The 14,664-nt window shown below is 62.6% G+C and carries 12 protein-coding genes; 10 read left to right on the forward strand and 2 right to left on the reverse strand.

Annotated features, from left to right (window positions below):
- The 5 genes from B9A12_RS05035 to B9A12_RS05055 all read left to right on the forward strand — a co-directional run bounded on the left by B9A12_RS05035 (position 1) and on the right by B9A12_RS05055 (position 7,870).
- Positions 1–2,016: a methyl-accepting chemotaxis protein gene (locus B9A12_RS05035; protein WP_084056793.1), complete on the forward strand. Its 2,016-nt coding sequence runs from the start codon at positions 1–3 to the stop codon at positions 2,014–2,016.
- 242 nt (positions 2,017–2,258) lie between these two features.
- Entirely contained in the window at positions 2,259–4,610 is a 2,352-nt protein-coding gene (locus B9A12_RS05040; RefSeq protein WP_084056794.1) for a hybrid sensor histidine kinase/response regulator, read from the forward strand.
- Between the two features lie 138 nt (positions 4,611–4,748).
- Positions 4,749–5,807 (forward strand): chemotaxis-specific protein-glutamate methyltransferase CheB, encoded by a 1,059-nt coding sequence (gene cheB / locus B9A12_RS05045; protein WP_212636828.1) that lies wholly within the window; start codon positions 4,749–4,751, stop codon positions 5,805–5,807.
- A 96-nt stretch (positions 5,808–5,903) separates the two neighbouring features.
- Positions 5,904–6,668 (forward strand): response regulator, encoded by a 765-nt coding sequence (locus B9A12_RS05050; RefSeq protein ID WP_170920357.1) that lies wholly within the window; start codon positions 5,904–5,906, stop codon positions 6,666–6,668.
- A 266-nt stretch (positions 6,669–6,934) separates the two neighbouring features.
- A complete protein-coding gene (locus B9A12_RS05055; protein ID WP_084056797.1) occupies positions 6,935–7,870 on the forward strand; it encodes a diguanylate cyclase in 936 nt (311 codons plus the stop codon).
- 147 nt (positions 7,871–8,017) lie between these two features.
- On the opposite strand, the gene B9A12_RS05060 is transcribed toward B9A12_RS05055, so the two are convergent.
- The gene (locus tag B9A12_RS05060; protein WP_084056798.1) at positions 8,018–8,509 is read right to left on the reverse strand and encodes a hypothetical protein; all 492 of its coding nucleotides are present in this window, start codon (positions 8,507–8,509) and stop codon (positions 8,018–8,020) included.
- Between the two features lie 117 nt (positions 8,510–8,626).
- Between B9A12_RS05060 and B9A12_RS05065 the strand changes: the two genes are divergently transcribed.
- The 4 genes from B9A12_RS05065 to B9A12_RS05085 all read left to right on the forward strand — a co-directional run bounded on the left by B9A12_RS05065 (position 8,627) and on the right by B9A12_RS05085 (position 12,158).
- A complete protein-coding gene (locus B9A12_RS05065) occupies positions 8,627–9,601 on the forward strand; it encodes a radical SAM protein (RefSeq protein WP_245802354.1) in 975 nt (324 codons plus the stop codon).
- Between the two features lie 269 nt (positions 9,602–9,870).
- Positions 9,871–10,833, forward strand: a complete 963-nt coding sequence (locus tag B9A12_RS05075; protein ID WP_084056800.1) for a sulfite exporter TauE/SafE family protein — start codon at positions 9,871–9,873, stop codon at positions 10,831–10,833.
- A 16-nt stretch (positions 10,834–10,849) separates the two neighbouring features.
- Complete coding sequence (locus B9A12_RS05080) at positions 10,850–11,284, forward strand: DUF1634 domain-containing protein (protein ID WP_084056801.1); 435 nt, start codon at positions 10,850–10,852, stop codon at positions 11,282–11,284.
- Between the two features lie 16 nt (positions 11,285–11,300).
- Positions 11,301–12,158: a universal stress protein gene (locus tag B9A12_RS05085; RefSeq protein ID WP_084056802.1), complete on the forward strand. Its 858-nt coding sequence runs from the start codon at positions 11,301–11,303 to the stop codon at positions 12,156–12,158.
- 131 nt (positions 12,159–12,289) lie between these two features.
- Here B9A12_RS05085 and B9A12_RS05090 read toward each other — a convergent pair whose 3' ends face one another.
- Positions 12,290–13,486, reverse strand: a complete 1,197-nt coding sequence (locus B9A12_RS05090) for an FprA family A-type flavoprotein (RefSeq protein ID WP_084056803.1) — start codon at positions 13,484–13,486, stop codon at positions 12,290–12,292.
- Positions 13,487–13,807: 321 nt separating this feature from the next.
- On the opposite strand from B9A12_RS05090, the gene B9A12_RS05095 reads away from it, so the two are divergent.
- The gene (locus B9A12_RS05095) at positions 13,808–14,536 is read left to right on the forward strand and encodes a tetratricopeptide repeat protein (protein WP_170920358.1); all 729 of its coding nucleotides are present in this window, start codon (positions 13,808–13,810) and stop codon (positions 14,534–14,536) included.
- Positions 14,537–14,664 lie beyond the last annotated feature (128 nt).

The raw sequence follows: 14,664 nt of genomic DNA on the forward strand, positions 1-14,664 counted from the left end.
ATGATCTTGGGAAGACTTCGAAAAAGTCTCACATGGCGGCTGGCGGTATCCTTCGGGGGTCTGGTCACGGCGGCCCTGGTCCTTTCGGGGGCCGTCAACTGGATGTTCACGAAACAAGATGTCCGGGAGGATGCCTTCAGGGGCCTGTCGGTGGTGAGCGACTTCCATGCGGAGCTCTTGGAGAGCTATCTCAGGGGGCGTCTTCAGTCTTTGCGCATGCTGGCCGAATCCCAGGAGGTGCAAGACATCCTGGGCTGGGCCGCGGGCCGAGCGGGGTTGAACAGGGCAGGAGGGGAGCAGAATACCCGGAGCAGTTATGGCGTCCTGGGCACCAAGGCCCATGAGCGGCTCCTTTCCAAGGCCTCCCAGTTGGATCTGGCGGATCTTTTCCTGCTGGCTCCGGAGGATCCCGTGCCCGTCTATTCGGTCCGTTCCGGACTCCAGTCGGTTCCGGAACTGAACGAGAAGACCGCCAAGGCGATGGCATCCCTTCGAACGCAAGTGCTCCAAGATCACCGCGTGGCCTGGGGAAAACCAATGCCGTACGGACCCGATGGGAGTCTATGCCTCCCCTTGGCCCTTCCCATCAAGGCGGTGGCGGGAGACCGGCCCGCGGGCGTGGTGCTGGCGGTGCTCGGGACCCATACCCTGGACCGCATCCTGGATCGGGAGACCCAGCTCGCGGCCACAGTGCACTCGGCCCTGGTGGATGCCAAGGGACGGTTTGCGGGAATCGGCGAAAAAGAGGTCTCCCGAGGTTTGAACCCGCAGCTCGTGTCGGAAGCCCTTGCCGATGGGAGCCGCGTGCGGGAGCGGACCGAAGCCGCGGGAGGTTCCGTGCTCAGGATGGCAACCCCCCTGGGGCTTTCCAAGACGCTGGGTTTCCCCTTCGACTGGATTTTGATAACGCAGATGAATGAGGCGGAGGCCCTGGCTCCCATGCGCGCCCTGGCGTTCCGGTTCGGGGGATTCGGGATTCTTCTGGCATTGGGTGCCTGTGTCGTCGGGGTCTTTCTGTCGCGATCCCTGGTGGGTCCCCTTCGGAGTCTGGAGACAGCGGTCCGGGAAGTGGGCCGTGGTAATCTCAACGTGTCCATTGACGCCTCGACGCGACAAGACGAGGTGGGAGGGCTCATCAACAGCTTCCATGCCATGGTGCAGTCGCTCCGGGACCAGACTCGCGAGATCCTGGAAGGGGTCAACGCCCTGGCGGCTTCCATGAGCGAAATCTCCGCCACGGCGGCTCAACTGGCGGCCAGCTCCACAGAGACGGCCACGGCCGTGAGTGAGATCAGCAGCACGGCGGAAGAGGTGCGCCAGACGGCCCAAGTCGCTCAGCAAAAGGCCGACGGCGTGTCCCAGGACGCCTCCCGCATGACCCAGACATCCGAGGAAGGGCGCTTCGTCACCCGCGAAGCGATCCAAGGGCTTCAGCGCATTCAGAAGGAAATGGATTTCGTGGCGGAAAACGTGATGCGCCTGAGCGAACAGGGCCAGAACATCGAAGACATCATCGGCACGGTGCGAGACCTGGCGGATCAGATCAATCTGCTGTCCGTCAATGCGGCCATTGAAGCGGCCAAGGCCGGGGAACATGGGAAGGGCTTTGCCGTGGTGGCCCACGAAATGCGGTCCCTGGCGGATCAGTCCAAGGAGGCCACAGAGCAGATCAAGCAGATCCTGTCCGAGGTGCAAAAGATCACCAGCAGTGCGGTCCTGGCCATGGAACGGGGCGCCAAGGCCGTGAAGGCCGGCCTGGAACAGGGGGAGAAGGCCGGCGAGGCCGTGGAGCGCCTGGCGGCGACGGTGGAAGCCTCGGCGGATTCGGCTCTTCAGATTGCAGCGTCCAGCCATGAACAGCTGGTGGGCGTGGAGCAGCTGGTGCAGGCGATTCAAAACATTGACGAGGCCACGGGACAAAACACGGAAGGGGCACGGCAGCTGGAGATGTCCGTTCGGGATCTGGAAAGGCTCAGTCAAAGCCTCAAGAACGCGGCGGCCCGCTTTCAGGTTTAGGAGCTTGTCCGGGAACGCCCCGTGCTTGCTCCCTGTGGGCTTGTGCTGCCGGCCTGGCCAGGCCGCCGTAGGGGCGGGTTCTGAACCCGCCCCTACGCCAAAAGAGCCACGGGGCACAGGGGAATTTCAACCAGTTGGAAAACTCCCGAAAGGGCTGAAAGGCCATTGTCGGACGGGCTCCAAGGCACCATTCAAGATCGGGAGTGGGTGGTTTCCATGCCGGACGCAAGAGGACGCACTCCATGAATGAAGAAGAACTCTTGAGGCGACTCCGCCAGGCGTTTCAGGTTGAAGCCCGGGAGCGGATGGATTCGCTGGCCGCCAAGCTGGCGGACATGGAAAGGGGACTGGAGGGCGAAGAAGCGGACCAGGCCCTGGAAGTGGCCTACCGGGAGATGCACAGCCTGAAGGGAGCGTCCCGGGCCGTAGGGCTTGCGGATATCGAGGCGGTCTGCCAGAGTGCCGAAGGTCTCCTGGCCGCTCTCAAGCGAAAGGAGATCCAGCCCGTTGCTCCCGTCATCGATGCGCTCTACCAGGCCTTGTCCGCCGTGGAGGATCGCTTGGAGGGGCGCGAGGAAGCGGGTCCGGACACGTCCACCGTGTGTCGGCGCCTGGAAGATGCCTTGAAGGCGGCGAAGAAGACAACGGAAGCGCCGCCCCCTGAAAAGACCCCCACCACCGAAGCCTCCGGCCGGCCGGAAGGGTCCCCGGCGCCCTCCGCCGAGCCGGATCCCATCTCCTCGGAGCCTGCTTCGGTTGCCGTTTCCCCGTCCAAAAGGGCAGAAGGCGCGCCCGACGCGCCCCGCCGTGAGGCCCGAACCGTGCGGGTGGATGTGGATCGCCTGGACCTTTTTCTCCATCGGGCCGAGGAGTTCATTTCCACCAGGCTGGAAATGGAAAGGCACCTGAGGGACCTCAAGCGGCTTCTGGGCCGGCTGGAACACATGAACAAGCGATGTTCCTTCGCCACCAAGGAGCTTCGATGGCTTCGGGAAGCGGCTGAGGCCGCGGGCGGTGAATCGGACGGTTCGACCCCGTCGGAAGTGCGGGACTTGCTGGAATTTGTGGAAACAAGCCGGCAGAGCCTCCTGGAGGCCTATTCACAGGCCCGCAACGTGCTCCAGCATGCGGAGGGGATGCACCATCGCATGGGGCAGTTGGTGGACGACCTCATGGAGGGGGCCAAGGAAGTGCTGCTGCAGCCTGTTTCCATCCTCTTTTCAGGCCTTTCCCGCATGGTCCACGAGCTTTCCCGGCACCTGGGCAAAGAGGCGCGCTTGGAGACGGAAGGCGAGGATGTGGAACTGGACCGCCGCATCCTGGAAGAACTGAAGGATCCGCTGGTGCACCTGATCCGCAACGCCGTGGACCATGGCCTGGAGGAGCCCGCCGCAAGACAGGCGGCGGGGAAGAACCCGGTGGGTGTGGTGCGGCTCCGCGTGGTCCGTCGAGACGCGGGAACGGCCATTTTGTATGTGGAAGACGACGGCCGCGGGGTGCCTTTGGACCAGGTGAAAGGCCAGGCGGTGACGCGGGGATTCCTTTCCCGGGCGGAAGCGGACGCGCTCAGCGATGAGGAGGCGTTGCAGCTGATCTTTCGCTCCGATCTTTCCACAAGCCCGCTGGTGACGGACCTTTCCGGGCGCGGCCTGGGCATGGCCATCGTCAAGGACAAGGTGGACAACCTGGGTGGAAAGATCCGGGTAACCAGCGAGGCGGGGCGCGGAACCCGCTTCGAATTGCAGCTTCCGATCTCCCTGGCCACCTTTCGGGGAGTCCTGGTGGAGGAAGCCGGAAGGTTTTTCATCCTGCCCACTCTGTGTGTGGAGGCCGTGGTGCGGCCTGGAAAAGAGGACGTTCGAAGGGCGGAAGGCACCTGGACCATCAGCCATCAGGGAGCCGTGGTGCCCTTGCACCGCCTGGCGGACGTCCTGGGCTTGGGTCCGTCGGGGAATGGATCCGATTCGCAAGAAGGATGCTCAAACGTCGTGATTGTGCAGGCGGGCGGCAAGCGTCGCGCCCTTCAAGTGGACGCGATTTTGGGCGAAAGCGAGATGGTCCTCAAACCCCTGGGGACCTATCTGGGAAGGGTGCACAACCTGTGGGGCGCCACGGTGCTGGGCGACGGACGCGTGGTGCCCGTGCTCAACCCGTTGGATCTGGTTCGCCAGCCCGAATCGAGGGGTTCCGTGGATGCGCGAAAAGACGCGGCGGGAGGCGACACGGGCCGACAATGGAACGTGTTGGTGGCAGAGGATTCCGTCACCTCCCGCACCCTCCTCCAGAATATCCTCACGGCGGCGGGCTATCGGGTGAAAACCGCCGTGGACGGAATGGACGCCTATACCCAGCTGTGCGAGGAGCCGTTCGATCTGGTGGTTTCCGACGTGGAGATGCCCCGGTTGGACGGCTTCGAGCTCACGGCCAAAATCCGCGCCAACGACAAGCTGAAGGACATCCCCATCGTGCTGGTCACCAGCCTGGATTCCCGGGAAGATCGGGAAAGGGGCATGGAGGTGGGCGCGGATGCTTATATCGTCAAGGGGTCTTTCGATCAGAGCCACCTGCTGGAGGTGATGGACCGACTGCTCTGAGCCTGTTGCCTCTCAGGCCAGTCCCAAACCGTTCGTCCGAATGAGAACGAATCCACCTGTTGGTCCTCGGGCACTCTTGCAGGACCACTTTGACTGGGGTGGAGATGTTCAGTGAAGGCGAGCCGGGAGAAAGAAATCGTGGATCGAAAGCTCAGAATCCTCATTGTGGATGATTCCCCCACGTGCCGGGAGTACCTCAAGTACCTCTTCGAAAAAGACGGTGGATTCCAGGTGGTGGGAACGGCGCGGGACGGCCTGGAAGCGGTGTCCCTGGCGCTGGCGCTCCGGCCGGATGTGATCACCATGGATGTGCTCATGCCCAGACTGGATGGGATTCAAGCGAGTCGCCGGATCCTGGAAAAGGCCCCGATTCGCATCGTGATCATCAGCGACGTGTGGAACACCGAAGAGGTGCGGCAAACGTTTGCCGCCATGGAGATGGGGGTCCTGGCCAGCGTCCAAAAACCTCCAGGACCGGCAAGCCCGGGGAACGAAGCCGCGGCCCGCCAACTGGTGCGAACGGTCAAGCTGCTGGCGGAAATCCCCGTGGTGCATCGTTGGAAGGGGCGGGAAAGGGCCCCTGCTGCGATGGCATCTCCTCGGCCTGTGTCCGCAGCAGAAAATGTTTCCCGCCGCTTGGTGGTGGTGGGCGCGTCCACCGGGGGGCCTCCGGTGCTCAAGACCATCCTTTCCCGCCTCCCGGCGAACTATCCCTTGCCCCTCCTGGTGGTTCAGCATATCAGCCCGGGCTTCTTGCCGGGCATGATCCAATGGCTCCAGAAGGTCTGTGCCCTGCGCCTTCGGATCGCCACCCATGGGGAACGGCTGGAGCCCGGCACGGTCTATTTCGCCCCCGACGGCACGCACATGGTGTTGGGCGATGCCGGCGAGGTGGCCTTGTACGATGGGCCGCCGGAACACGGGGTCCGTCCCTCCGTTTCCGCCCTTTTTCGTTCGGTGGCCAACCTCTGCAGCCGGGACGCCGTGGCGGTTCTGCTCACCGGCATGGGCCGGGACGGGGCGCAGGAACTCAAGACGCTGCATGACAAGGGGGCTCTCACGGTGGCGCAGGACGAGGCGTCGTGCGTGGTTTTCGGCATGCCGGGCGAGGCTGTGCGCTTGGGGGCGGCTCAACACGTGCTGGACCCGGAAGGGATCACGGATCTGCTCCTGAAGGTGGTCTCAGACAGCCGGTAGGGTCGCTGCGCATAAACTTCAGCCCGGAAGGAACAAGGACTTCCTCTGGGCTGAAGTGCCACGCATCGCAAGATGATCAAGGAATGGAGAAAAGAGATGGCCGTGGAAAAGAATTCGCAAGCAACGGGAGGTCAGAAGGAAACCATCCTGGTGGTGGAAGACAGCCTCACCCAGGCCCTTCGCCTTCAAAGTCTCCTGGAAGAAAACGGGTACCGGACCGTGCTGGCGCAAAACGGCCGGGAGGGCCTGGAGTGCGCGCTCAAAGAGCCGCCCGCTTTGATCCTCAGCGATATCGTTATGCCGGAAATGGACGGCTACGAATTGTGCCGTAGGATCAAGGAAGAGGAACGAACACACCACGTCCCCGTCGTACTGATCACCCAGTTGTCGGAACCGGAGGACATCCTCAAGGGATTGGAATGCGGGGCCGACAATTTCATTCCCAAGCCGTACGATGAAAAGTCCCTGCTCTCCCGCATCCATTACATCCTCATCAACCGGGAACTGCGCAAGGGGGCTCATACGGACGTGGGCCTGGAGGTCTATTTCGCCAACCGAAAACACTTCATCAATTCGGACAAGTTCCAGATTCTGGATCTGCTCTTTTCCACCTACGAAAGCGTTCTACAAAAGACACGAGAACTGGAACGGGTGAACCGGGAGCTTCAAGAGGCCCTGGACACCATCAAGACCTTGGAGGGCATTCTGCCCATCTGCTCGTCCTGCAAAAAGATCCGAGACGGCGAGGGGCATTGGCAATCGCTGGAGCGCTACATCAGCCAGCGATCCAAGGCGAAGTTCAGCCACGGCATCTGCCCGGAGTGCGCCCGAAAGCTCTATCCGGACATCTTCGATACGTGAGACTCCCTGCCACCTTTCCGGGGGACGTCAGAGTCCGGGACGGCGTTTCCAGGGGCGGGCGGAAGGTCGGGGCCAGCCGACGTGCCCGTCCTGTCGGCCTGGCCTTGCCCGGTGCGGGTCGGTTCCGAACCCGCCCCCACAGGGCTTTCTGAGAATTCAAAAAGCACCACAGGGCCCCGTGGCATTTCATGGGGTCAGAAAGCCCCAAAGGGCGGCGAGGCCCCTGTCAGAAAGCCAACTCAAGAGTCATTGGAAAGGTCTTGGCGATGGAAGAAGGCTTCCCGCTGCTCATTGTGGAGGACAGCCCCACCCAGGCCCTGAGGCTCCAAACTGTTTTGGAATCCTTGGGCTACCAGGTGGCTGTGGCCGACAACGGACGGGCGGCTCTGGAAGAAGTGCTCCGTGAGTTCCGCCCCTTGGTCATCACGGACTGGGTGATGCCGGAAATGGACGGCCTGGATTTTTGCCAGGCGATCCGGAAACTGGACCTTCCCGGCTACGTCTACGTCATTCTCCTCACGGCCCGGGACGCCCTGGACGATGTGGTGGCGGGCTTGGAGGCGGGGGCCGACGACTATCTCACCAAGCCGGTGCATCCGGCGGAGCTGGCCGCGCGTCTGAAAACAGCCCGGCGCATCCTGAACCTGGAAGCGGCCCTGAGAAAGCGAAACGAAGAGATCCAAAAGCTCTCCATCACGGATCCCCTCACCACGCTCTTCAACCGCCGGTATTTCAACGAGGAGCTTCCCAAGGCTCTGAGCGCCTCGGCTCGCACCGGGCGGCCCCTGGCCGTCCTCATGGCGGACATCGATCACTTCAAGAAGGTGAACGACACCCATGGCCACCAGGTGGGAGACCAAACCCTGAGGGCCTTCGGCCGCCTCCTGAAGGAGGGACTCCGCAAAGGAGTGGACTGGGCGGCCCGGTACGGCGGGGAGGAGTTTGCCGTGGTCCTTGGCGAGACGGATCTGGATGGGGCGGTCTCGGCGGCAGAGCGGCTGCGCCTGCTCACCTCCGGACTGACCCTGGAAGCTCCCACGGGACCGTTCCGGGTGACGGCCAGCTTCGGGGTGGCGTGTGCCGATCCCCGAAGGGGGGACGTCCCGTCCATGGAAAAGCTGGTGGCGGCCGCCGATCGGGCCCTCTACACCGCCAAGGAAACGGGCCGAAACCGCGTGGAAGCGGCCCATGACAGCCCGTGATCGCCGAGCGGGCACTCCTCTTGTGAGGTGGGCCCTCGGCCCGCACGCCGCTTCCCTCCATGGTCACCTGCTGCGCCCCACGGATCAGGGTCTGCGGATGACGGGTCACCGTGCTATGCGGGAAGGCCACGTTTTCCCGCCTTGTCCCTACCTTTCCTTTCGCCCCAAGATGGCGTTGGTGATGAATTGAATCCTGTCCTCCACGAAGCGCTCCCGGGCCGGGTCCCCCTGGGCGTCGTCCAGGGAGAATTCGCGGCTGGTGGGGCTGTGAATGGAAAGCAACTCCAGTCCCGTGTCCAGGGCGTTTCGCACCCAAAGACGCCAGGCCTTCAAAGCCTCCTCGCTGCCCTCCTCCAGGTCCTTCAAGGTGATGGTTTGACGATGGCCGTAAAGGGCCAGATCCTCGTTGACGGCCGCCACCAGATCCTCATCCAGGGTGGGGCGCCGTTCAGGAATGGACCGGGCCACCACCTCCACGTAAACCATGAAGGGATCCCCCGATGCCTTTTCCGGCCGGCAGACAAGGCACCGGTCCCGGTCGTGGGGCACGGCGGCGTTTTCCGCAAATCGGTTTTCCCGGGCGATCCGCTGGAAGTGGTCCATTGTTTCCTGCAATAAGGGCGTGGTCTTCTCTTTCATGGCAATCGTTCCTCATGTTTTTGCGATCCGTCGCCGCGGAACTTGCACGCGGCCTTCTTCCTGATGTAATCACCGAAATGGTGCATCAGCATAAGATACCGGTGAAAGAGGTGAAAAGTGCTTTCTTCGGCCGTGTCCCAAACCATGGCGTCGGAAGGGCCGGGCTATTTGCGGTTGCATCGCCGGGGGGAATTGGCCCGGCGGGCGGCGGTCTTCCGGGAGATGCTGAAATCCTGCGAGCTGTGTCCTCGCCGCTGCCGCGTGAACCGATGGTCGGGAAAGACCGGGTTCTGCCGCGTCGATGCCCGCCTCAAGGTGGCCGCCGTGAGCGTTCATCCCTGGGAAGAGCCTCCGCTGGCCGGGACGGGAGGGTCCGGGACCGTCTTCTTTTCCGGCTGCACCCTTTCGTGCGTCTATTGCCAAAACTATCCCATCAGTCAGATGGGGGTGGGGCGGTTTCTGACCGCGGAGGAGCTGGCGGACAAGATGCTTCGCCTCCAGCGTCGCGGCGTCCACAACATCAACCTGGTGACGGGAACCCACCAGATCCCCCAGTTTCTGGACGCGTTGTGCATCGCCGCGGAGAATGGTCTGAGAGTTCCCATCGTTTACAACACCAGCGGCTACGAACGGGTGGCCGTCCTGGAAAGGCTCCGGGGAATCGTGGACATCTACCTGCCCGACATCAAGTTCGCTTCTCCGGAGGCCGCCCGATTCTGCTGCGGCCGAAGCGACTACGTGGTCCAGAACCGGCGGGCCCTGCTGGCCATGTGGCGTCAGGTGGGGCCGCTCCAGATCGGCGCGGACGGCCTGGCCGTGCGCGGCATGCTGGTGCGCCACCTGGTGCTGCCGGGAAACCTTTCGGGAACCTCCCAATGTCTGGCTTTTCTCCGCCGGGCCCTGGGAAAGGACGTGTGGGTGAGTCTGATGGACCAATACTTTCCCGCCCACAAGGCCCTGCGCATGCCGCCCCTGGACCGGCGCCCTTCCCAAGAGGAGATCCGAAGCGCCCTGGAATGTGCGTGGAGGTGGGGGCTTCGAAACGGCTTCACCCAGGAGACCTGCCCCAGCGGGGGGAGGGAAGATGGGTGATGCGAGGGGCCTGGGCTGGGGCCCGGCCGGATTTTCTTGCGGGAGACGGGGCCTGTCCTGCCAGGCGCGTCCTGGCCTTTCCCTGGCCGGGGCGCTCTGTTTTCTCCAATCCCATGGCGGTGGGCTCGTTGCGTCCAGGGTCTTGGCACAAACGCGGCCGGCCGCTTTTTTTTCTTTGACCTGCTCGTTCGCTATGTTTAAAATGCGAGCGCTTTGTGTGATTCTTCACGAATTCGATGCGGACGCGATAAAACGCAAGGGGGTTTGGTATGATTCAAAGGTTTTTCCAGCGGATGCAGATGGGGATCGGGCTGGCTGCGGCCTGTGTGGTGGCGAGCCCGGCGTGGGCCTTGGCGGAGGTCACTGGGGCCGCGACCGTTGATGCCACCAAGCCCTGGTGGTTTTGGCCGCTCATTCTCTTCTTCTTTTGCTTTATTCTGGGCATCATCGCCGTATTGGCGGGCGTGGGGGGCGGCGTGCTCTATGTGCCTCTGGTGAGCGGGTTCTTCCCGTTTCACCTGGATTTTGTAAGGGGCGCGGGGCTTTTGGTGGCGCTGGCCGGGGCCTTGGCGGCCGGGCCGGGGCTGTTGCGGCGCAACTTGGCCAACCTGCGCCTGGCGCTCCCCGTGGCGCTCATCGCTTCCACCTGTGCCATTGCTGGGGCCTTTTTGGGCCTGGCCCTTCCCACCAACGTGGTGCAGATCTGCCTGGGAGCCACCATCATCTTTATCGCCGTGTTGTTGGCCACTTCCAAGAACGTGGAGCGCCCGGAGGTGAAGGTTCAGGACGCCATCGGCCAGGCCCTGGGCATGTCCGGATCCTACTTTGAAGAATCCACGGGCGAAGTGGTGGAGTGGAAGACCCACCGCACCCTCCCCGGCCTGATCCTCTTCATCGTGATCGGCGTCATGGCCGGTATGTTCGGGCTGGGAGCCGGCTGGGCCAACGTACCCGTCTTGAACCTGCTCATGGGGGCCCCCCTCAAGGTGGCCGTGGGCACCAGCAAATTCCTTCTTTCCATCACGGACACTTCGGCCGCGTGGGTCTATCTCAACAAGGGCTGTGTCATTCCGCTCATGGCCATCCCGTCCATCGTGGGCCTGATGCTGGGATCCTTCGTGGGCGTGCGGGTGCTGGCGGTGGCCAAGCCCAAGGCCATTCGATACATTGTGATTGGAGTGCTTTTGTTTGCCGGTCTCAAGGCGCTGCTCAAGGGCCTGGGCATTGGATAGAAAGGAAGGTGCATCCATGGTGAAGGCAAAGGCGACGCGAGAAAGCGCACAGGCATCTCCCGAGCAGAAGCGTTACGCCGATCTGTTGTTTTACGGCGCCTGGGCGGGCATCTTTTTGATGATCGTCACCTATGTGATCTATCTGACGGGTCTTTTGGATCCCCACATCCCTCTCAACGAGATTCCCCATTTGTGGCGCCTGTCGGTGGGTGAGTTCCTGCACGAGGCCAACGCTCCCCACGGCTGGGGCTGGGCCTTGCTGCTTGGAAAAGGCGATTATCTGAACTTCCTGGGCATCGTCCTCTTGGCCTTTATGACCATCGTGGGCTTTCTCACCCTGATCCCGGCCTATGTGCGCAAGAAGGATTGGCCCTTTGTGGTGATCGTGGTGCTGGAAGTTCTGGTCCTGGCGCTGGCGGCTTCAGGGATCCTGGGGGCAGGCGGCCACTGAGAAAAGGAGAGGTGTCATGAGCCGATTGAAGGTCTTGGTGGGTGTGGACCGCAGTCCCGAATCCCACATTGCTTTGCGATATGTGTGTCACTTGCTGGAGCATTTCGACGCCGAGGTGGAGGCGATCTATGCCAAGCCCGATGTGGACATGATTCGGCTCCATCAGTTCGACGTTCCCTTCCTCAAGACCAAGGATCCCGCCGAGAGCATCGAGCAGGAAACGGAGGAGGTTCGGGGCCAGATCATGGATGCCTGCCAGGTGTGCCTGGCGGGCAAGGTGCCGTGTGAACCCAAGATTGTGGTGGGAGAAGCCGCCGAAGCGATTCTGGAAAAGGCCCGAAGCGGCGATTACGACATGATCGTGCTGGGCTCCCACGGCCATTCGGCCATCAAGGGCCTGATCCTGGGAACGGTGCATTCCAAGATCCTGCATCATGCCAAGCGGCCGGTGCTCATCGTGCGGGATCTTCGCGAGGTGCAAAGGGTGCTGGTGGCCTATCGGGGGACCAAGTGCGATCAGGAGGCCCTGGAGTTTCTGGCTCCCTTGTTGGCAAGGAAAAAGCCCCACATCACCGTGCTGCACGTGCGGGAAACCGACAAGGGCGAAAGCGAAGAATTCGCCCACGCCTGCACCCTGCTCGGCAAGGAGACCCTGGAGAATCTGGGCCACAGCCCCGAGGTGAAAGAGGCTGCGGGCGATTTTGTGGACGAAACCCTGAAGGAGATCATCTCCGGAAACCACGATCTGGTGGTCTTGGGAGCCTACGGCCACGACCGGCCGCGAATCGCCAAAATGATCAGCGACGAGGCCTTGAGCATCGTGAGTCGCACCACCCGGCCTGTGCTGGTCTATCGGAATAAAAAGGACCACTAACAAACGCCGTGGGCCCCCGGCGCGCTTGCCGCGCCCGGGGGCCTTGGGGCCCCAAAAGCCCGCCCCGTTGCGGCCGCGGCGTGCCGGCCCCGGTGCCCACGTCTTGGCCCGCGCCCACCGGTCGTTTTTTCTCAATCGTTCCTCGTCACCGCCTCGGCCAGACGGACTCCCAGCTCCCAGCAGCGCTCCAGGTCCTGGGCCGTTCCGGCTCCCTTGGCCTCCACCACCGGTTCCACCAACTCCAGGTGGAGCGCGTCCACAAACTGGCGCATGGCCTTCACGGCACCTCCCGACCAGGCATAGGAACCCAAGATGCCCACCTGCTTATTTCGGAGCATCTTGTTTTCCAGAAGCCGGAGCAGATCGTCCATGGCCGGAAAGAGCCCGGTGTTGTAGGTGGGGCAGGCCAGCAGCAGGCCCTGCCGGCGCCAGATGTCCGCCACCACGTGGGAGGCGTGGGTGCGCGACAGATCGTGCACCGCCACCGGGACCCCCCGTTCCACCAGGGCCCGAACGGCGGCCTCCACCAGACGTTGGGTGTTGCCGTACATGGACCCGTAGGCCACGGTCACCCCGGGCTCGCCCTCCTGTCGGCTCCACACGTCGTAGAGGGAAATGGCCCGTTGCGGGTCCTTCCGCCACACCAGGCCGTGGGTGGGGGCCAGGACCCGGAAGGTCAGATTCTTGACCTTTTGGATCCCCTTTTGAACCATCTGGCTGTAGCGGGCGATGATGTTGGTGTAATAGCGGAGCATTTCCCCTTCCATCAGCTCCCGGTCCGCCTCGTCGTCAAAAAGGCCCGGCTCCACTGCGCCGAAGCCGCCGAAGGCGTCGCCGGAAAAAAGGACACCGGTGGTGGTGTCCAGGGTCATCATGGTCTCCGGCCAGTGGAGCATGGGGGTGAGGTGAAACTGAAGCCGATGGCGTCCCAATTCCAAGGTGTCCCCGTCGGCCACTTCCAGGCAATCCTGGTCCACCCCGTAGAAGGCGGCCAGCATATCCAAGGTTTTCTTGTTGCCCACCAGGGTCAAGTGGGGAAAGGCCTTTCGCAGGATCTGGATGGCGCCGGTATGGTCGGGTTCCATGTGGTTGATGACCAGATAATCCACCGTCTTGCCCGCGGGCAGGGAGGCCTGGATCTTGCCCAGGTGCTCCGTGAGAAAGTGGCCTTTCACCGCATCGATCAAGGCCACGCGCTCATCCACAATGAGATAGGCATTGTAAGACACGCCGTAGGCCAGCGGCCAGAGGGCCTCGAAGAGTTCCGTTTCGCGATCGTTGACGCCCACCCAGAAGGTGTCGTCGGTCAATGGAAGGGCTCGATTCATGCCAAGACTCCTTGTCGGTTGAGTTGATGGAAAGCTCCGAACCGCCACACCACCGTCTTTGCCGCCTTTCGCCGGGCCGCCGCGGCGCTCGGACGCCGCCCCTACCTGGTTTGTAACGCAATGTGGCGGCGGGAAAACACCCCCATCTTTTCCTTTCCTTTTTCTGCCGGATGTGGCACAAACAGGCGCCTCGTTCGGAACGTCCTTGGCCCGTCTCTTGCCTATCTCAAATTCGAGCTTAAGTTGAGCACCGAACGTTCCGAAAGAAATGTTGAAGCGGCACATCCCGCTCGCATTCCGGACGTGGAAAGGAAGAGAGTCATGAAAAGAAGTTGGATCCCTATGGTCATCGCAGTCGTCGTGGGGGTGTTTCTCGTCGCCCCGGCGGGTGCCATGCAAAGCGCCTCCGATTTGTACCTCAAGGCCCAGAAAGAATCCATCATGTTCAAACGGGTGGAGCTCTATACCGAGGCGTTGGAAAAGAATCCTTCCCTGGCGGACGCGCACCGGGAACGGGGAATCCTTTACTACTATCAGGGCAAGCACGAGAAGGCCATAGCGGACTTGACCTCCTACCTGCAACAGGGAGGTGCCGACCACCGAGTGTACTTTTACCGGGCCCTGGCGCGCCTGAGCCAAGGCATGCTTCCGGGGGCCCTGGAAGATCTCAGTGCGGCCCACCGGATTCAGCCCAAGGACTCGGAGGTCTTGAGCTACCGGGCTCAGGTACTCTACGACTTGGGCCGCTGGGATGAAGCCCGCCAAGACGCGGCTCAAGTCCTGCGATTGCACGACGACGCCGTGTCCATGGCCCGGGCCCTGAACGTGCAAGCCCGGATCTATGCCGCCCAGGGAAAGGACCTGCTGGCTCGCGAGAATTTCAAAAGGGCGGCGGCCTTGGACCCCACCCTGGGAGTCTTCCGGGCGTGGGCCGACTACCTGAGCCCCGAGCAGGCAAGCCGGGTCGGCATGATGGCCCTCATTGTCCTGCCGCTGGTTCTCATCTTCCGCCTGAGCCTTCCCAAGCCCAAGCGGAACAAGGACGAGTAGCCTGTCTCACAATGGCCTCTTGGCCTTTCTGGCAAAGGCAATTCACCTGTGCCACGTGATGTTTCTTGGGCTTTGTGGGGGCGGGTTCGGAACCCGCCCCTCCGGCGGCCAGGCCGACCGCACGGGCC

It is taken from the genome of Desulfacinum hydrothermale DSM 13146 (assembly GCF_900176285.1).
GTDB lineage: Bacteria > Desulfobacterota > Syntrophobacteria > Syntrophobacterales > DSM-9756 > Desulfacinum > Desulfacinum hydrothermale.